This is a genomic window from Tateyamaria omphalii (assembly GCF_019802125.1).
GTDB lineage: Bacteria > Pseudomonadota > Alphaproteobacteria > Rhodobacterales > Rhodobacteraceae > Tateyamaria > Tateyamaria omphalii_B.
In genome coordinates, this window is sequence record NZ_JAHVHT010000002.1 from 645,539 (window position 1) to 663,146 (window position 17,608).

The window sequence follows — 17,608 nt, forward strand, 5'->3', positions numbered from 1 at the left end:
TCACAGGTCCCACGAGTTCGGTCAAGCCGAGGCGGAGGTCTGGGTTACTTCCCGAGCATATGCAGCGAAGGCTTGGATTTCGTCTTCTGTCGGCTCGGTTCCGGTGAAGGCGACAAGATAGCCGGGCACCATGGCCAGCCGTTCCTCCAGCGTTTCACCCAGGTTCGCGTCGTCATAGCCCAGCTGCATGTAGTAGATGACACGGGCGCGGGCCGTCGCCTCCATCTGCGGATAGCCGAAGCGCAAGAACATCTGTGTCAGAGCAGCGAGCCGCGCGTCGTCCCCGGCTTTCAGCACCGCATTCACGCGCGGCGCGCGGCGCGCCCAGTCGCGGATCGCGAAATCAAGGCGGTTGTCGAAAAGCGCCGTGTTGATGTTGCAGCGAAAGATGTTGCAACACGCCTCGGTGATGGTCCGCGCGGGTGCGTTTGCCTGGACCACCATGGCGGCCGTGTTGGTCTGCTCCCAATGGTCGAGCAGGGCGTTCAACAGGTCGGTGCGATCCTTGAAATACCAATAGAAGCTGGAGCGTGAGACCTTCATCCCGCTTGCCAGTTCGGCAACTTTCACCGCCTCCACGCCGCCGGATTTCAAGACGGACAGCGCCGCATTCAGCCAGTCCTGCCGGGTGACTTTGACATTGCCGACCAGCGGGTCCTTGGCCGGATCATCGCGGTGCAAAACAGGGATGGTCATCAGCTTACCGGGGCGCAGCCGCCAGCCGCTGTGCGGTCGGCAATGAATTTGTGCAATGCGTCCAAGCGGTCACCGTTCGTAGACGGTGGGGTGAAATCGCGCAGGATTCCTTTCCATATGTCCGTCGCGCGTGTCGTGGCATCCGTGCTGCCGCGCTCGGTCCACGTGCCGAAATTTGCAAAATCAGCGACCACGGGTTCGTAAAACTCGGTCGCATAACGCTCCATCGTGTGGGCCGCGCCAAAGAAGTGGCCGCCCGGCTGTACCTCTTCGAGCGCGCCAAGCGCGATGTCATCGGCATTTGCGGCGGTTGCGGTACACAACTCTGCAACCATCTGCAGCACCTCCACGTCAGTCACTAGCTTTTCATAGGACACGGTCAGCCCGCCTTCCAACCAGCCCGCCGCGTGCAGAGTGACGGTCGCGCCTGCCAGCAGACAACCCCATGTCCCGAATTGTGTCTCGTTGGCGGCTTGCACATCCCCAAGATTGGCAGCGGAGCCAGAGGCGCAGCGCCACGGCAGACCGATATGGCGCGCCAGTTGACCCGCTGCCAGCGACGCTTTGAAATGCTCCGGGGTGCCAAAGACAGGCGCCCCGGATTTCATGTCCACATTCGATGTGAAGGTGCCATAGCACACCGGTGCCCCAGGACGGACCAGTTGGCCCAGCGTTATGGCGGCCAGTGCCTCGGCATGGCTGAGTGTCATGGCACCAGCGACAGTGATTGGTGCCATGGCCCCCATCAACGTAAAGGGCGTTATGATCGCCATCTGGCCGTGCCGGGCGAAGTCCATGACGCCAAGCGCCATCGGGATGTCCAACTGGCGCGGAGAATTCGTGTTGATGATCGTGTAGCAGTGCGACTGCGCAGTAAACTCGGAGTCCGACAGTCCCCGAAAACCGCTCAGCATCTCGAAGGATTCCTCGACCTGCCCGGTGCCGCGGGAATAGACGAACGGCAGCTTGTCCGTGAGTTCCATCTGCCCCTTGGTCATCGCGTAGTGGCGCAAGTGGATGGGCACGTCCTGCGGCTCGACCAGCGGCGGGATCATGTGCAGCACATCGAAATGCTGCGTCAGCGTGATCAGTTCGCGAAAGTCCTGTTCAGTGCCGGGTCTGCGCCCGCGCTCCAAGTCTGTGGCATGAGGGCAACCAGCGCCCGGCTGGAAGATCATCGACCCCAGTTCCATCACCAGATTTCGGTCGGGATTGCCCGCGATCAAGAGAAAGGATTTGGGCGCCGTGTCGAGCGCCGCCTCGACCATCTCGCGCCCGATGTGCACCATCTCTGTGCTGTCATCTACACGCGCGCCACCGGTTTTGAACGCAGTGCGCGCTTCGGGCAGCAGCACTTTGATCCCCAACCGTTCAAGCACATCGAGCGCCGCCTCGTGAATGGCCGCGATCCGGTCGTCGGTAAACACCGCCATCGGTGGAAATGGATTGCGCAGGTTGCGGTAGTTCGTGATGCGCGCCTCGTGTGGCGGCGCACCACGCGCGCGTCGACGGCGGGGTTGCTCGGTCATCCCCGCATCGCCTTGCCTTCGGGATCGTAGGGCGACGGCGGGATGACCCGCGCGGCCCGCTCTACACCCACAACGTGGACTTTCAATTCCGTGCCCGGGGCGGTGTAGTCGCTGTCCACCAGCGCCATGGCGAGTGACTTTTGCAGGGTGTGCCCATAGCCGCCCGACGTGACGAAACCCACGCGGCCATCGCCGTTCCAGACCGGTTCGTAGCCGCTGGCATCGGCATCTTTGGCATCGATCTCCAAAGTCACGAGCTTCTGCGCAGGTCCATTGCCATCGCGTTCGGCCACCGCGGCAGTCTTGCCGACGAACTCTTTGTCCCAATCGATCCAGCGGTCCATGCCGGTCATGCCGGGCGTGTAGCCTTGGGTGAATTCAGCCGACCAGATGCCAAACGATTTTTCCAATCGCAGCGACAGCATCGCGTTAAAGCCGTATTCCTTCAGCCCGAAGTCTTCACCGGCTTCCAGCAACATCCGCCGCAGCTTCACGTGATCGCCGTAGCGGCAGTTGATCTCGTACCCAAGCTCGCCCGCAACGGACATCCGCGCGACCTTGGCCCGGATCATGCCCACATCGAATTCGCCACAACCCATGAACTTGAGTGCGCCGATGTCCTGATGGCACAGCTTTTCGATGACCTTGCGGGAATTCGGGCCGGTCAGGGCGAAACCGCACATTTCCTCGCCCAAATCGCGTATTTTCACGCCGTCGATCATATGATCGTCGAACCAGCGCATGTGCCAGGCCCGCAGGTAGTAGGATCCCATGATCCACCATGTCCCGTCCCCCCAGTTCAGGATCGTCAGGTCACCCTTGAGCCGCCCATCTTCCCCCAGCATCGGCGCTAGCTTAGCCCGGCCGGGGGCGGGCAGCTTGGAGGCCATGACGTTGTTCAGCCAGACCTCGGCATTTGGTCCTGACACCTCGAACCTGGAGAAGCCGGTGATGTCCACCATCCCGACGTTTTGACGCACGTTTCGGCACTCGGCACCGACGATATCATGTGCGTTCGAACGCTTGAGCGTGAGGTTCTCCTCGAAGTCTTCGGACGGCGCAAAGTATAGCGGTGTCTCCAAGTCCCAGCTTGAGCCCCAGCGACACCCTGCCGCCGTCATGGCATCGTGCGCCGGTGCCATTTTGAGCGGACGGCCTGCGGGAAGCTGTTCGTTGGGATACGACATCACGAAGCGGCGGGAGTAGAACTGCCCGGTCGTTTCCTTGATGTACTGCTTGTTCTCGGCAAACTTGCCGTAGCGGGCGACGTCCATGCAGTAGACATCGGCCTCCGGCTCGCCCTCAATCATCCACTCGGCCAGCGATTTGCCGACGCCGCCGCCCTGCAAGAAGCCAGCCATGACGGCGCAGGCAGACCAGTAGCCTCGCTTGCCCGGCACTGGCCCCACCAGCGGGTTGCCATCGGGTGAGAAGGTGAAAGCGCCGTTCACCCAGGTCTTGATCCCCACATTCTCCGCCGACGGATAGCGGGCAAATCCCAGCATCAGCTCATTCTCGATCCGGTCGAGGTCTTCCTGAAACAGCTCCATTCCATAGTTCCACGGCGCGCCGTCCATGGCCCAATGCTGATGCTCGATCTCATAGATGCCGATCAGGATGCCCTTCTGGTCCTGTCGCATGTACGTGAACCCTTCGAGATCCACGGTCATCGGCATTTCGAAGTCATGCGCGGCCACTTCGGGGATCTGGTCTGTGATCAGGTAGTGGTGTTTCAGCGGAGACACCGGCAGTTCAACGCCCGCCATGCGCCCCACCTGCTTGGCCCACAAACCCGCAGCGTTGACGACATGCTCGCACCGGATGTCGCCCTTGTCCGTCTTTACGATCCAGCCATCGTGGGCCTGCTCCAAGGCTTCGACCCTGGTGTGTTCAAAGACGGACGCGCCGCGCTTCTTGGCGGCGGTGGCGTAGGCGTGGACCGTGCCGGTGGTGTCCACGTACCCCTCGCGGTCAGCCCACATCGCGCCCAGAACGCCGTCCTTAGACATAATTGGGCACCGCTCCTGCGCTTGCTGCGGGGTGAGCAATTCGCAATCCTCGATGCCTATGGACTGGAAGACGCGGTAGGCTGACTGCAGCCATTCCCAACGCTCCGGCGTGCCCGCGAGCGTCAAGCCACCTGTCATGTGCAGGCCGATGTTCTGTCCGCTCTCCTCTTCGATCTCGCTGAGCAGGTCGATTGTGTAGGCTTGCAGCGCCGCCATGTTCGGATCGGCGTTGAGTGCGTGAATGCCTCCGGCCGCGTGCCAGCTTGAGCCTGCGGTCAGCACTGAGCGTTCGATCAGGGCGACGTCGGTCCATCCCATCTTGGCCAGGTGGTAGAGCACCGAGGCACCGACCACGCCACCTCCGATCACTACGACGCGATATTGTGAGTTCATGTCAGTCCTCTTGCTTTGGCGTGCGCTACGTCCTCAGGTTGAGATGTACTGGACAGCAGTGTCCAATACTTTCGCGACACGGGGATGCATGTATGCGACGCCATTGGCGCGGCTCTGCAAGCTGAGGCGTTGTATTGGCGAACAAGTACGCCGCTCTGCCTATTGGAAATTGCGCACGGCATTTCTCGGGGTTTCAATTCGAAGTGGAATTCAATCTCAAATAGAATTGGAGGATTCGGCGAGATTGTTCGGTGCGCCGAAAAATTTGGTATTCCGAGCTTGTGGAGAGGAGGTGGCCAGCTGGTTGCCATCTGCATTACGGACAATGATTGAAAACACCTATGAGTGGAATCTTTCATACTGACCTCCTTACTTCGTTGCCTTCGTAAAGTGTCGCAGCGATCAATTCAGGTAACCCACAGACATAAGTGATTTTTTTCTTTTCTTGTCTCGGTCGCCACCGTATCGTCCAGACGAGATGCACAGCATTTTGCATCAACTGTTTGAGCAAGAACAATTCGTTGAATTTGTTGAATAGGAGTAATTGTATGCCAATTAATTTTAGCCCGTCTTTTCTGGTATCAGATGGTTTGATCCAGGGCTCGGACGCTCAGGACGGGATCGTTTCACAGGAGCTTTCCGACGGACGTATCTTCTTTGCATATACTGACAGCGGGCTGGGTGGCATTTCTTTCACGGTCCTGTCGTCCGATGGCACCGTTCTGATTCAGCCGACCGCAATCTCTGATGATGTGTTGGAAGCGGGCCGGACAGTGCTGGGCGCCGTTTCGAACGATGACGGCAGTATTACAATTCACTTCGGATCGGATCCGGATGGCCTCTTCCCGTTGGCCGGCACCAACTACGTGCGCACTTTTGACGCCTCCGGTGCCCCGACAGGTGGGTCCACCGTTGTCCCCGGACTGACCAATGTCTACACGGCGCGCAACGCTGTGCCGGAGGATTTAGGCAACGGGAACCTTGGTGTCATGACGGATGCCGGGTTTACTGTTTTCGGTCCGGATGGCGCAATTGTCGGCGGCGCGACCGGTGCTCCCGGTTTCAATTCGACCGACAATGGCTACGCCATCGATCTGCCGGGTGATGACACGGTGTGGGTGGCAACCGTCAGTGCGTCGTTTTCATTCGGGTCTCTTTCCTGGGTGGGCACCTTGCAGCTGCAGCAGTTCGACCTGAATGGCAACGCGCTGACGGGCCCCATTCAGGTGGGCGATACCAACGAAGTGCTTGCCATCAATATTGGTGAGCAGGGGCTGGGCGATATCGCGGTGTTGGCAAACGGGCAGATTGCTGTCGCGTTCCCGATTGCCGGCACGCCGGAAGACAGTGATGCGACTGGTATCTCAATCTTTATCGTGAACCAGGACGGCACCATCGCGGCGGGCCCCCTCAGCGGCAACGATGCAACGGAAGGTCGACAATTCGCCCCGCGCGTCTTTGCGCTCGATTCCGGTGGTTTCGTTGTTGTCTACAACACGGACGATGTCACAGATAACAACGTGTCCCCGCTGCTCAGGGCGCAGGTCTTTGACGCCGAGGGCAATCGGATCGGCAGTTCCGAGTTTCCGGTGCCGGATTTTGATGGTCCGTTCAGCGGCATAAACAGCGTTATCTCGTCTGACGGTACGGGCCTGATTCTGGATGAGGGTGGCAATGCTTCGATTGTGACGATCAGCGATTTGCAAGTGCCCCCCGAGACCGTCGTGGGCGATGGCGCATCCGAGAATATACAGACAGGCGGGGGGAACGATACCATCTCCGGCAAGGGGGGTAACGACACAATCGCGGCTGGCGCAGGCGACGACAGCGTTGTTGGAGGTATCGGTTTTGATTTCATTCAGGGCAACGGTGGAAACGACACTCTGATCGGCAATGATGGCTTCGACAGCATCCTCGGTGGTGATGGCTCTGACTCCATCACGGGCAACAACGGTTTCGATACATTGGACGGAGGCACTGGCAACGACACCCTTGCCGGAGGTTTGGGCATTGATCTGCTGCTTGGCGGTGCGGGCAATGACATGCTGTCCGGCGATGCCGGAACCGACAGTCTGGAAGGCGGTGACGGCGACGACATGGTCTTCGGCAATGCGGGCACCGATTTGCTGAAAGGCGACGCAGGCAACGACGTCCTGTCCGGAGGGGTCAACAACGATACCCTCGATGGCGGAACGGGAAATGACACGCTCGATGGCGGCAACGGAGCGGACGAGCTGAACGGCGGCGATGGGAACGATCTGTTGCGCGGGAATGCAGGTGCCGACACATTGGACGGCGGGTCAGGGGATGACATCCTGTTCGGTGGCATCGGCGCGGATGTGTTCATCTACGGGGAGGGTGCTGATGTCATCACGGGCTTCGGCAACAACGTCGACGAAATCCAGTTGGACGCCGATCTGCTCGGGCTCGCCGGATTGTCGGTGCAGCAGGTGATCGACCAGTTCGCAAGCAACGTAAACGGTCAGGTCATCTTTGACTTCGGCGATGGAAATACGTTGACGGTGGGTGGCGTTGGCGTCCCGAACCAGCTTTTGGATGACATCGAGATTTTCTGATTGCTCCAGATACACAGTGAAGCGCGCCCCTTTCCTGGAGGGGCGCGTTTTGTCATGCGACAACAGTGGGTGCGCGTTTGGTCAGCCAGCCAGGCTGCAGCCGCGAGCGGCAAACGCGGACAAGAATCCGCGAATAGTATTGCTGACCTTGGACAAAGGTCGGCTGCGGAATGAGGCAGATTTGACCGTGCATGGCCTTGCCGGTTTGCCAAGCAACCTCGAACAGTTGACTTGCCTGATGCTCTCGTGACATGAGCTTTCGATGTCGAAAATTGAGCAGACTTTATCTGGCCTTAAAGGCGACCGGACCCACGTAATCGTGGGTGATGGAATCACGGCGTTGGCCTTTCTCGAAGCGTCCATCTCACGCGATATCGATCATGTCGTCGTGATCGGTGCACGGGCGTCGCAGCTGGGTCGCGGAGCAGCCTATGCCAAGGGCGAACCCGACATGCCGTGGCGATACGCGTATCTGCTCAATTCACCGGCGGACGACATTGATCCGAAGTTTGCAAAATGGTTGGCCGATCGTTGGGATAGCGTGTCGCAACGGATGCAGGGCCGCTCTCCCGACTGGCTGGGTGCGGCGGCATCGTTGGTGGCGAATGGCGATGTGTATGGTGTGAACGCGCCGCGTGAATTCTACGGCGATTTCATGGAGGAACAGGCGCAGACCCTGATTGCGGGCTTCGAAACACGGGGTGTGACCGTCACGCTGTTGGACGACATTGCGACGTCGCTGAACCTTGGTGAGAATACATCGATCGGGACCAAGGGCGGGAGAACTCTGTGTGCCAAGACAGTCGACGTTGCGCCCGGCGGTCCGTCCACGATGCGCATCCAGGGGGATGATGGTGCCTTCAGCGCGCCATCTGTCTTTGGCTTTGAAACTCGCATTGCCGAGCATATCAAGTCCGGTGCCGAGATTTTCTGCATCGGCGGCAACGCAGCGATGCTTGATGTTCTGCGCCTTTGCCAAAGTCTGATCCCGGAACGAGACCTGCGTTTTGTCGCCTGCGCGCCAGATGGCGAGATTCCCACACCGCTTGTCCCGCGACTGCCGCGCAAACTGACCAGACCGCATTTCAGCACGGATCACGAGACGGCAGACAGCTTCTTGGCCGAGGTTCGGCGCGAAATCGACAAGGCGCTGAGCGATGGGGATGAAATGCGTGAGATTCGCGCCGGGTTTCGGGCACATTTCCTGGAAAATCCCTTGTCGACCTATCTGCCCAACATCGAAGAGGCGCGGAAGGTGCCCGGCGCGCTCCGGTTCTGGTTGCGCGGGGGAACGCGGGACACGATCCACGACATGCACCGTTTCGTGGACGAGGGTAAAGCGCGGGTTGTCACCGGGCTGGTCCAGAAGGTTGTTCACCAGGACGACGGGGCTGAGGTTGTGGTGACAGAGGCCGATGGCCAACAACAGCGGATCAAAACCGGCTTTGTCGTCAATTGCGCCGGGGCCGGTCCCGGCTCCCAGTTCGACCCTTTGACCGAGGATATGCTGGCCCAAGGGTTGTTGTCGCGCAGCCACGTGGGCGGCGGTTTGCAGGTCGGTGCCGGCTGTCACACCACGGCTCAAGCAGTGCGCTACCTGTCGCCTGCGGTCAGCGAAATCGGGGACGAAGTGGTGGCAATGCCGCTCTACGACGCGCACATGCTGCGGTCCTACGTCGCGCGCTCGCACTGACCCGTATCACTGACTCGGCTGCTCTTTGAAACGGCAGCGGAATTCATTGTCCTGCGCGTTCCGTCCGACTTATGACGCTGAAGACCGCAAACATGACTGCAGCGACGCACACGATGGATGGCCCGGCCGGGGTATCGAATATGTAAGCCGCACGCAGGCCAGTGACCGCCGATATGGCGCCAATCACTGCAGCGGTGACAGCCATCGCCTCGGGTGTGCGTGCAAAGCCTCGTGCTGCTGCGGCCGGGATGATCAACAGCGCGGCAATCAAAAGAACACCCACAACCTTGATGGCAACTGCCACCGTGATGGCAAGCGCAAGGGTCAGGATCAGTTGTTCTCGCCTCGGGTCTATGCCGTGAGCATAGGCCAGTTCCTCGTTCAGTGTCGCGGTGAGCAGGGCCGACCAGCGCCAGGCAATCAGTGCTACGACAAGTGCGGCGCCGCACCAGATGACCAGGAGGTCCAAACGGGATACCGCCAGAATGTCACCAAAAAGATACGCCATGAGATCGATGCGGATCCCGGACAGGAACGACACGGCTACCAATCCGAAGGCCAGAGCAGAATGTGCCAGAACCCCCAATAGGGTGTCCATCGCATACCCGCGCCCTGAAAGGAGCGTCACCGTCAGCGCCATCGCCAACGCGACGGCAATCGCGCCGACAAAGATCGACACCTGCAGAGCAAGCGAAAGGGCCACGCCCAGAATGGCTGCGTGTGCGGTCGCGTCTCCGAAATAGGCCATGCGCCGCCACACCACGAAACATCCAAGCGGTGCCGCTGCGCAGGCAACGCCGACGCCAGCCAGGGTCGCGCGCGTCATGAAATCGTCCAGCATTATTCAGCGGCCTCGTGATTGCAGCCATGGTCGTGATCATGGTCGTGTTCGTGGCGGTAGAGCGCCAATGCTCCGCCGGTGCCGGTGCCGAACAACGCACGATATTCCGGTGCGGATGCGACAACGGCTGGTGTCCCCTCGCAGCAGACATGCCCATTCAAGCAAATCACGCGGTCAGAGGTGCTCATCACCACATGCAATTCGTGACTGATCATCAGGATCGCGCAGCCCGTATCCTGCCGGACGGCTTCAATCTGCTGGTAGAACGCGGCTGAACCGCGCTGGTCCAGCCCTTGTGTCGCTTCGTCAAGCAGCAGGATATCCGGCTTGTTGATCAGTGCCCGTGCCAACAGAACACGTTGAAATTGACCGCCAGACAGTCCGGACATCTGCCGTTTGAGAAGATCGGGCACGCCAGCCGCCTCCAAGGCGCGGGAACAGTTTTTTTGATCAACGCGCTGGGCCAGTCGCATGAACCGTTCCACGGTGATGGGCAGGGTTGGATCAATGTGCAGGCGTTGTGGAACGTATCCAATCTTCAGCCCGGGCTTTCGGACAACCTGGCCGGAAGCCAGTCGTGTCGCGCCCAATATCGCTTTCAAAAGGCTGGTCTTGCCAGAGCCGTTTGGGCCGACGATCGTTACGATTTCGCCCGGCTCAACGAACAGGTTTACGTTGCGCAGCACCGTGTTGGCGCCATAGGCGACGCTGACATTTGTGGCTGTGAGAAGGCTCATGTGGGGGCGTGATCCGCGCAAGAAGGGCAAACGCCTTCGGCTTCTACCACTGTACGTTCAACGTGAAAACCGGCTTCGCGGGCGGCAGCCCCGAGCATCCCCTTGGCCGATGCTCCCGGTGCCTCCGCCACGGCGTCGCACAGGCGGCAAATCATGAAGGCCGGGGCGTGATCCTCGCCCGGGTGTGCACAGGCAACAAAGGCATTCAACCTCTCGATCCTGTGTACGAAGCCATGCTCTGCCAGAAAGTCCAGCGCGCGATAGGCAACAGGAGGTTGTGATCCAAAACCTGCATCACGCAACAGATCAAGGATAGCATAGGCCCCGAGTGCGCGATGCTCCTGCAGCAGCAACTCGAGAACCTTGCGCCGCACCGGGGTCAGCCGCAGACCTTCGGACGCGCACCGTTTTTCGGCCGCCTTGAGCGCCGTTGCCATACAGGCAGAGTGGTTATGCTTCGCAAATCCCATGGCGCGTGCACGTGTGTCGGTCGTTTTCTGAGTATCGCTTGTCATGCAGGGTCGTGTCGGTTAAGGCAAGTGTTACGTTATAAGATCACATGAGGTGTCCGATGTCCAGAAAGCTACCCGTCCTGTCGACTGTTGCCGTGCTGATGGGGGGCGCCGCATGGGCCGACGTGCCAAATGTCGCGGTCGACATCGCGCCCGTGCACTCGCTGGTTGCGCGCGTCATGGACGGTGTGGGAACTCCTGCGTTGATCGTGCCGCCCGGAGCATCGCCGCACGAGTACAACCTGCGTCCATCCGAAGCCCAGGCCTTGCAGGATGCCGATGTCGTGTTCTGGGTGGGTGAGGATCTGACACCTTGGTTGGAAGGTGCGGTGGAAACGCTGGCAGAGAACGCGGCTGTTCTCGCGCTGCTCGAGGCGCAGGGCACGACGCTTCTGGATTTTCGGGAAGACGCGTTGTTCGAAGCCCACGTTCACGGCGACGAAAAACATGGAGAGGACGCGCACGAGGATCACGCTCATGATGATCATGATGGGCACGACCACGATGAGCATGATCACGACGGGCATGGTGAAGGCGAGCACGCCCATGATGACCATGCGCATGAAGAACACGGCCATGCACATGAGGAACATGATCACGCGCATGGCGATCATGGACACGGTGATGAGTACGCGCATGACGATCATGATGCGCACGACCACGACAAAGACGAAGCCCACGCGCATGGTGCTCATGACCCGCATGCGTGGCTGTCGTTGGAGAATGCCGACCTGTGGCTCAATCTGATCGCAGCAAAACTGGCTTCATCCGACCCGGACAATCTGGACACTTATTTTGCCAATGCCACAGCCGCCCGCGCGGATATCGCGGCTCTGAAAGCTGAAATCAATGCCGCGTTGGATCCCGTTCGCGGCGGTCGGTTCATCGTGTTCCACGACGCCTATCAGTATTTTGAAGCGTCTTTCGATATGCCAGCGTCTGGCGCCATTTCTCTCAGCGATGCCACGGACCCGAGCCCTGCACGGATTGCTGAAATCCAAGGCCGCATTCGGGAAGAGGGGATCGACTGCGTTCTGGCCGAGCCGCAGTTCAATTCCGGTCTCGTGGCAACCGTTCTGGACGGGACACAGGCCCAGACAGGCGTCATTGATCCCCTTGGTGCCGCATTGGAGCCGGGTGCAGACCTGTACCCACAACTCATCCGCAATATGGCAGAGACCTTGGCAGATTGTCTTTAGGCCCCGGATAGGACCCGGACCGTTGTCCAAGACAGATGCAAAAAACGGGCGCATACGCGCCCGTTTTTCATTTGAATGCCTTGGTCAGTCTGCAATCCGCCCGGTCCACGCATCCATTGCTCTACAAAAAATCGTCGCGTCGGGGGGTGAAGCAATCAATGAGCGTTCCGGGCACAAGGCAGACACACCCATGCGTCTGACCCGATGGGATGACGAAACTGTCTCCTGTTCCAACCTCCACCTCGCGATCACCCAAGGTGAACCGGAACCGGCCGCTCTCCACATAGGTGGACTGCACATGCGGGTGATTGTGTAACGCACCGATCGCACCCGATGCCTCAAAGCGGAACGCCACCACCATCAGATCCGGGTGATCCGAAAGAACCTGCCGTGTGACATCACGGCCGGTTGAGACTATGGGAAAGTCGGACATCATCCCCTCCACTTACGAAAAGAGCATACCGCCATTGATGTCGATGTTTGTTCCAGTGATGAATGCGCTGTCATCGCAAGCCAGGAACAGCACCAGGTTTGCAGCATCATCAACATGTCCTTGACGTTTCAGCGGTGCATTTGCCTCAAAGCCGCGACGTCCAGCGTCTGGCGTGTGAATGTTGTGAAAGTCCGTATCGATCATGCCCGGGCAAAGGGCGTTGACGCGAATGTCGGGGCCGAGCTCCTTGGCCAAGCCCCGGGTCATCGTCATGACTGCGCCCTTGGACGTGGCATAGGCAACGGCGCCCGGGCCACCGCCATCACGCCCGGCCTGGCTGGCAATGTTGACGATGGCGCCGCTGTCCATGTGTGCAAGGCAGGCCTTGGTCATCATGAAAGTCGATGTCAGGTTAAGCGTCATGACGGCGTTCCAGTGTTCCAGTTCCATGTCCGCAATGGTCTTGCGCGCGATGAGCCCTCCCGCATTGTTGACCAGCAGATCTATGCTTCCGAAGGCGTCCACGGTTGCACCCACCAGTGCATCGACGCCGTCCTGCGTATTCAGGTCGGCCTGAACTGCAATTGCCTTGCCCCCCGCACCCTCGATGTCCGCGACCACACTGTCCGCGCCGTTGGAGCTTTCAAAGTAGCTGATGGCGACCCGTGCGCCCTCGGACGCCAGTTTGCGCGCCACGGCGGCGCCGATGTCGCGCCCCCCACCGGTGATGATCGCGGTTTTGCCGGTCAGTTTCATGAAGTCTCTCCTATCAGGACGGGTGCGTCGTGCACCGCGGGTGTTGAATCAGTTGACGGCGCCCGGCATCAGCAATCCGGGCAGCCAAAGGATGATGTTGGGGAACCCCGCCAGCAGAATGAGGATCAGCAGCATGGGTGCCAGGATGATCGCCACTTCGCGCAGCACCTGCACCACGTTCAGTCCACCGATGGCAGACGAAATCAGCAGGCACAGACCGTAGGGCGGGGTCACCAGGCCAAAGGCCAGCGACACGATGCCGATGATGGCGAATGCGATCGGGTCAATGCCTCCAGCCTGCGCGACCGGCATCAGAACGGTGCCCAGGATGATGATCGTCGGGATCGCGTCAATGAACAGGCCAAAGATCAGGAACAGGGCCGCGATGACAAGCGCGGTTCCGAAGGGGCCGAACTCCCACGCCGTCAGGATGCCCACGATCATGCGTGGCGCGTTATAGAAGGACAGCAGCCAGCCAAATGCCGTGGCGGTTCCGATCGCGAACAGCGAAATCGCAGCGAACCTTGCCGTGTCGTACAGAATGACGCCGAGATGGCTGGGTTTTACCGTGCGGTACACGAACATGCCCAGGATCAAGGCGTAGCCTGCCGCAATGATCGCACTTTCGGTTGGCGTGACGATGCCGCCGACGATGCCTCCGATCACGAAAAGCGGGGTCAACAGGGCGAGGGCAGCGCCCTTCCAAGCGGCGAGGAATTCCTGCCAGTTGGGTGTCGCCGTGACGGGATACCCCCTGACTTTTGCAAAGCCATAGACCGTCGCCATCAGCGCAAGACCAATCATCAGGCCGGGAATTGCACCGCCCAGGAACAGTGCACCAACGGATACCTGCATGACACCGCCCCACACGATCATCAGGATCGACGGCGGGATGATGACACCCATCACAGACGAACAGGCCGTGATCGCCACGGCAAAGCGGGTATCGTAGCCCTCGCGCTGCATGGCCGGGATCAGGATCTTGCCGATCCCTGCCGCATCTGCTGTGGATGAACCCGAGATACCGGCAAACAGCATCGATACGGCAACATTCACATGGCCCAGGCCACCCGGCATCCAGCCGGTCAAAACGCGGGCCAGTTCGATCAGGCGGTCCGTGACCTTGCCGCTGTTCATGAGGTTTGCCGCCAGCAGGAAGAAAGGCACGGCCAGCAAAATGAACGAGTTGTAGGACTGGAACATCCGGTCGAGCACGATGAACGGGGTCAGCCGCAATTCAAGCAGCACCACCGGGACGCAGGCCAGGCCCAGGGCAAAGGCCACCGGGATACGGATGAAAATGAGAGCCAAGAAGACCAGAACAAGCAGAAGGCTTGCCGTCGCTGTATCAAGGATCATTGCGCGTCTCCCGCAATATGCCCGTCGGCACGCCGGTATTCGGCAATCGCTTCGATCAGGCGGTAGCCCGCCAGGACGGTCCAGATGCTGCCGATGATGGGCAGCGAAACATGTGTGATCAGCAAGTTGGCCCGCATCATCACGGAACGTTGCTTGCTGCCGAACTCGGCGTATTCAATGCCGTAAATCGCAAACATCAGCCCGAAGGACAGGATGGCGATGTGGACAACCCCGTTCTGAAGCAGCCGGGGCAACGGGCGCTGGGCATCGGGAATGACACGAACGTCGAAATGTGTTCCATCCCAGACCGCCACAACGGATCCGATCATCACGATCCATACGAAGATGAAGGTCGCCAATTCTTCGGTCCACAGATAGGTCGGGATCAAACCGGTGTAGCGCGAGATCACCTGCATCGCGACCGGGATCGCCAGAAGCCCCATCAACACACCAAGCAGGATGCGCAGACCGGTGCAAAACCGGTTCAGAAGTCGTCCAATCATACTCAATTCCAAGTGACTGCGGCCCGATGTGGTGCCTTGGACAGAAAAGGACGACACCGACCATGGGCGGTGTCGTCCGTCGCGAGGCAGCAGATTACATGCCGCGAATGCGTTCCAGCAGTTCGGTCGCGCCCAGTTCGGCAGCGTATGCATCCTGTACCGGCTGCACGAGTTCAAGCATCTCTGCGCGGCCTTCGAACGGGTGGACCTTGATCTGCCCCGCATCAGCCATGGCTTGCAGTTTCTCGCCGTCCTGTCCGCTTTCGAGTGCGCGGCCAAATGCGCCTGCTTCGGCACCTGCTTCCATGATGGCCGCTTGCAGATCGGCAGGCAGGCCATCAAAGATCTTGGCCGACATCACGATCGGACGAACGGTGATGGTGTGCTGCGTCAACGAGATATGCGGCGCCACTTCATAGAACTTGAGGTTCTGGATCGACGCGGCTTCGTTCTCGAACCCGGCAATCACACCTGTCTGGATGGCGTTGTAAACCTCGTTATACGCAATGGCTGACGGTGCGGCGCCCACGGCAGAGAAGGTTTGCGCCTGGATTGGCGCGCCCATGACCCGCATCCGGTGACCGGCAAGCTCCTCCATGTTGGTGATCGGCTCGGCGGATGCCAGATTGCGCACGCCGCCCCCGTGATACCCTACGATCACGATCCCGGCGGCCTCGCGCAGGTCATCCTCGAGGGGCTGAAGCGCGTCAGACGACAGAACCGCGTTCCAGTGATCGAGATCACGGAACAGGAACGGCATGTCCATCAACGGAATGGATTCCGAAAACACGGCCATGTTGGATGGCGCGAGGATCGTATAGTCCACTGCCACGCCCTGGTTCAGGTAGGTCACATAGTCCGACTCGACGCCAAGCTCGCCATTGAGGCGCAGGTCAAATGCCACGTCACCGGCGTACTTGTCTGCAACGAGGCGCTCGAATTCACGCAGGGTCTGGGTGAATGCGTGCTCTTCATCGAACATGCTGGCACCGCGCAATGTGACGTCCGCCTGCGCCGTGGACAGCCCGCCAACCAGAACGGCGGCTGCGGCCATTGTTTTGAGTGTCGTATTGAACATGAGGTCCTCCCATTCGTGTTCGTATTGTCTCCGACCGCGGCACTCCTCTGCCGGATCGGTCGGACGTGAACGGGCTTTGCAGTGTGCCAAGGCGACCTGCGCGGTGCTCCATTCCGTCTCCGAATGCAGGCAACACCAAAACTTGTATACAAGTCAACATCGAAATTTGGGCATTGCTTGTGGAATAAGGTTGAAAAAGTGGGGAAGAAGGTGAGAAGGTATAAATCTAGTATGCAAGAAACAGGTCTTTATCGCGGGCACTCTTTGACAGAAGATGCCTGCGACTGAACTGAAAGATGACGCAATGACCACAACGGATACCGTTGAGCAGGCAACCGGCCCGGACCAGATATTTGATGATCTCTACAACCGGATCATCACGCTCGACCTGTTGCCGGGAACCAAGATCTCGGAAACGGAGGTTGCCCGGTCGTCCGGCTACTCGCGCCAACCCGTGCGGGAGGCTTTCACACGGCTCGCGAATCTGAACCTGCTGCTCATCCGTCCAAAGCGTGCAACAATTGTTCGCCCTTTCTCACGCGATCTGATCGCGAATGCGCGGTTCATCAGGGCCGCCATCGAGCTGGAAGTCATTCGGCAGGTGGCTGATGCACGCGACACGTCCGTGGATGCCAAGCTCAAGAACAGTCTGAAGGCACAGCGCGACGCAATTGCCGACGCGGATACAGCTGCGTTCCACGATCTGGACTATGATTTCCACCGACTGCTGTGCCAGTCTGCCGGGCGGCCCGCCGCCTTTGATCTGATCGCGGCCAACAAGGCACAGGTTGACCGTTTGTGTATGCTGTCACTGACCAGCACGGCGGCAATGCAGGATCTCTACGATGATCACACGCGGCTGGTGGATGCGTTGTTGTCTGGCAAAGCGCCGGAAGCCGAAACCATCTTGCGCAAGCATCTGGGTCGCCTGGATCCGATCATCGACGCGATCTACACAACGCATAGCGGATATTTCGAAGAGTAGGCCGCGTTTCGTACCGAGCAATTCCACCAAAAGTTGCAGGGAATTGTGCTGTGCTGCGGGGCCCATGCTGAGATCCTTGACCGCGAATTGGTCAGCCTTGGCAAAAACAGCCCATTGTTTAGGCATTCAAGGGGATGGCGGGCACATGCCGGCCGCCACTCTTGATCGACACTGCGAATCCCGTTCCGCTGGATGGTGCAGGATGTCTAGGGTTCCGCCATTGAGCATGGGTCTGGTCCGAGAGATATCGCTGTTCGGTCAATCCCGGACAGTACACGGCGGGGCAAAATCCCGGGAGGCTACTGCGCT

15 protein-coding genes and 1 riboswitch are annotated in these 17,608 nt (G+C 59.6%); of the genes, 4 read left to right on the forward strand and 11 right to left on the reverse strand.

The window, feature by feature from the left end; translation table 11 throughout:
• Positions 1–21: 21 nt before the first annotated feature.
• Genes KUV51_RS12110 through KUV51_RS12120 form a run of 3 tightly spaced genes read right to left on the reverse strand, consistent with a single transcriptional unit; the run spans position 22 to position 4,627 of the window.
• Positions 22–696, reverse strand: a complete 675-nt coding sequence (locus KUV51_RS12110; protein ID WP_315898824.1) for a TetR/AcrR family transcriptional regulator — start codon at positions 694–696, stop codon at positions 22–24.
• The gene (locus KUV51_RS12115; RefSeq protein WP_222521877.1) at positions 696–2,225 is read right to left on the reverse strand and encodes a trimethylamine methyltransferase family protein; all 1,530 of its coding nucleotides are present in this window, start codon (positions 2,223–2,225) and stop codon (positions 696–698) included. The genes KUV51_RS12110 and KUV51_RS12115 overlap by 1 nt, the downstream gene beginning before the upstream one ends.
• The gene (locus tag KUV51_RS12120; protein WP_222521878.1) at positions 2,222–4,627 is read right to left on the reverse strand and encodes an FAD-dependent oxidoreductase; all 2,406 of its coding nucleotides are present in this window, start codon (positions 4,625–4,627) and stop codon (positions 2,222–2,224) included. Before KUV51_RS12120 ends, KUV51_RS12115 begins: the two co-directional genes overlap by 4 nt.
• A 548-nt stretch (positions 4,628–5,175) precedes the next feature.
• Between KUV51_RS12120 and KUV51_RS12125 the strand changes: the two genes are divergently transcribed.
• Together KUV51_RS12125 and KUV51_RS12130 are read left to right on the forward strand one after the other, a co-directional pair.
• Positions 5,176–7,203 carry a calcium-binding protein gene (locus KUV51_RS12125; RefSeq protein ID WP_222521879.1) on the forward strand — a complete coding sequence of 676 codons (2,028 nt, stop codon included), beginning with the start codon at positions 5,176–5,178 and terminating at the stop codon, positions 7,201–7,203.
• A 262-nt stretch (positions 7,204–7,465) separates the two neighbouring features.
• Positions 7,466–8,896 (forward strand): FAD/NAD(P)-binding protein, encoded by a 1,431-nt coding sequence (locus KUV51_RS12130; RefSeq protein ID WP_222521880.1) that lies wholly within the window; start codon positions 7,466–7,468, stop codon positions 8,894–8,896.
• Positions 8,897–8,939: 43 nt separating this feature from the next.
• Here KUV51_RS12130 and KUV51_RS12135 read toward each other — a convergent pair whose 3' ends face one another.
• From KUV51_RS12135 to KUV51_RS12145, 3 genes are read right to left on the reverse strand one after another with little or no spacing between them, the layout of a single operon-like run.
• A complete protein-coding gene (locus KUV51_RS12135; RefSeq protein WP_222521881.1) occupies positions 8,940–9,737 on the reverse strand; it encodes a metal ABC transporter permease in 798 nt (265 codons plus the stop codon).
• Positions 9,737–10,474, reverse strand: coding sequence for a metal ABC transporter ATP-binding protein (locus tag KUV51_RS12140; RefSeq protein WP_222521882.1), 738 nt, complete (start codon positions 10,472–10,474; stop codon positions 9,737–9,739). The genes KUV51_RS12135 and KUV51_RS12140 overlap by 1 nt, the downstream gene beginning before the upstream one ends.
• On the reverse strand, positions 10,471–10,989 hold the full coding sequence (locus KUV51_RS12145; RefSeq protein WP_222521883.1) for a transcriptional repressor: 519 nt from the start codon (positions 10,987–10,989) through the stop codon (positions 10,471–10,473). Before KUV51_RS12145 ends, KUV51_RS12140 begins: the two co-directional genes overlap by 4 nt.
• A gap of 56 nt (positions 10,990–11,045) precedes the next feature.
• On the opposite strand from KUV51_RS12145, the gene KUV51_RS12150 reads away from it, so the two are divergent.
• Entirely contained in the window at positions 11,046–12,185 is a 1,140-nt protein-coding gene (locus KUV51_RS12150; protein ID WP_222521884.1) for a zinc ABC transporter substrate-binding protein, read from the forward strand.
• A gap of 121 nt (positions 12,186–12,306) precedes the next feature.
• On the opposite strand, the gene KUV51_RS12155 is transcribed toward KUV51_RS12150, so the two are convergent.
• From KUV51_RS12155 to KUV51_RS12175, 5 genes are all read right to left on the reverse strand, one after another.
• Positions 12,307–12,618 carry a cupin domain-containing protein gene (locus KUV51_RS12155; RefSeq protein WP_222521885.1) on the reverse strand — a complete coding sequence of 104 codons (312 nt, stop codon included), beginning with the start codon at positions 12,616–12,618 and terminating at the stop codon, positions 12,307–12,309.
• Between the two features lie 12 nt (positions 12,619–12,630).
• Positions 12,631–13,374: an SDR family NAD(P)-dependent oxidoreductase gene (locus KUV51_RS12160; protein ID WP_222521886.1), complete on the reverse strand. Its 744-nt coding sequence runs from the start codon at positions 13,372–13,374 to the stop codon at positions 12,631–12,633.
• A gap of 48 nt (positions 13,375–13,422) precedes the next feature.
• On the reverse strand, positions 13,423–14,733 hold the full coding sequence (locus KUV51_RS12165) for a TRAP transporter large permease (protein ID WP_222521887.1): 1,311 nt from the start codon (positions 14,731–14,733) through the stop codon (positions 13,423–13,425).
• Positions 14,730–15,236, reverse strand: coding sequence for a TRAP transporter small permease (locus KUV51_RS12170; RefSeq protein WP_222521888.1), 507 nt, complete (start codon positions 15,234–15,236; stop codon positions 14,730–14,732). Before KUV51_RS12170 ends, KUV51_RS12165 begins: the two co-directional genes overlap by 4 nt.
• 94 nt (positions 15,237–15,330) lie before the next feature.
• Complete coding sequence (locus KUV51_RS12175) at positions 15,331–16,314, reverse strand: TRAP transporter substrate-binding protein (protein ID WP_222521889.1); 984 nt, start codon at positions 16,312–16,314, stop codon at positions 15,331–15,333.
• Positions 16,315–16,618: 304 nt separating this feature from the next.
• Between KUV51_RS12175 and KUV51_RS12180 the strand changes: the two genes are divergently transcribed.
• Positions 16,619–17,299: a GntR family transcriptional regulator gene (locus KUV51_RS12180; protein ID WP_222521890.1), complete on the forward strand. Its 681-nt coding sequence runs from the start codon at positions 16,619–16,621 to the stop codon at positions 17,297–17,299.
• Positions 17,300–17,494: 195 nt separating this feature from the next.
• Positions 17,495–17,599: riboswitch (guanidine-I (ykkC/yxkD leader) on the forward strand.
• The last annotated feature ends 9 nt before the right edge of the window (positions 17,600–17,608 follow it).

Coding starts and splice junctions, on each gene's coding strand:
- KUV51_RS12150 (WP_222521884.1), top strand. CDS start 11,046: ATGTCCAGAAAGCTACCCGTCCTGTCGACTGTTGCCGTGCTGATGGGG.
- KUV51_RS12165 (WP_222521887.1), bottom strand. CDS start 14,733: ATGATCCTTGATACAGCGACGGCAAGCCTTCTGCTTGTTCTGGTCTTC.
- KUV51_RS12145 (WP_222521883.1), bottom strand. CDS start 10,989: ATGACAAGCGATACTCAGAAAACGACCGACACACGTGCACGCGCCATG.
- KUV51_RS12160 (WP_222521886.1), bottom strand. CDS start 13,374: ATGAAACTGACCGGCAAAACCGCGATCATCACCGGTGGGGGGCGCGAC.
- KUV51_RS12180 (WP_222521890.1), top strand. CDS start 16,619: ATGACCACAACGGATACCGTTGAGCAGGCAACCGGCCCGGACCAGATA.
- KUV51_RS12135 (WP_222521881.1), bottom strand. CDS start 9,737: ATGCTGGACGATTTCATGACGCGCGCGACCCTGGCTGGCGTCGGCGTT.
- KUV51_RS12170 (WP_222521888.1), bottom strand. CDS start 15,236: ATGATTGGACGACTTCTGAACCGGTTTTGCACCGGTCTGCGCATCCTG.
- KUV51_RS12175 (WP_222521889.1), bottom strand. CDS start 16,314: ATGTTCAATACGACACTCAAAACAATGGCCGCAGCCGCCGTTCTGGTT.
- KUV51_RS12120 (WP_222521878.1), bottom strand. CDS start 4,627: ATGAACTCACAATATCGCGTCGTAGTGATCGGAGGTGGCGTGGTCGGT.
- KUV51_RS12110 (WP_315898824.1), bottom strand. CDS start 696: ATGACCATCCCTGTTTTGCACCGCGATGATCCGGCCAAGGACCCGCTG.
- KUV51_RS12140 (WP_222521882.1), bottom strand. CDS start 10,474: ATGAGCCTTCTCACAGCCACAAATGTCAGCGTCGCCTATGGCGCCAAC.
- KUV51_RS12115 (WP_222521877.1), bottom strand. CDS start 2,225: ATGACCGAGCAACCCCGCCGTCGACGCGCGCGTGGTGCGCCGCCACAC.
- KUV51_RS12130 (WP_222521880.1), top strand. CDS start 7,466: ATGTCGAAAATTGAGCAGACTTTATCTGGCCTTAAAGGCGACCGGACC.
- KUV51_RS12155 (WP_222521885.1), bottom strand. CDS start 12,618: ATGTCCGACTTTCCCATAGTCTCAACCGGCCGTGATGTCACACGGCAG.
- KUV51_RS12125 (WP_222521879.1), top strand. CDS start 5,176: ATGCCAATTAATTTTAGCCCGTCTTTTCTGGTATCAGATGGTTTGATC.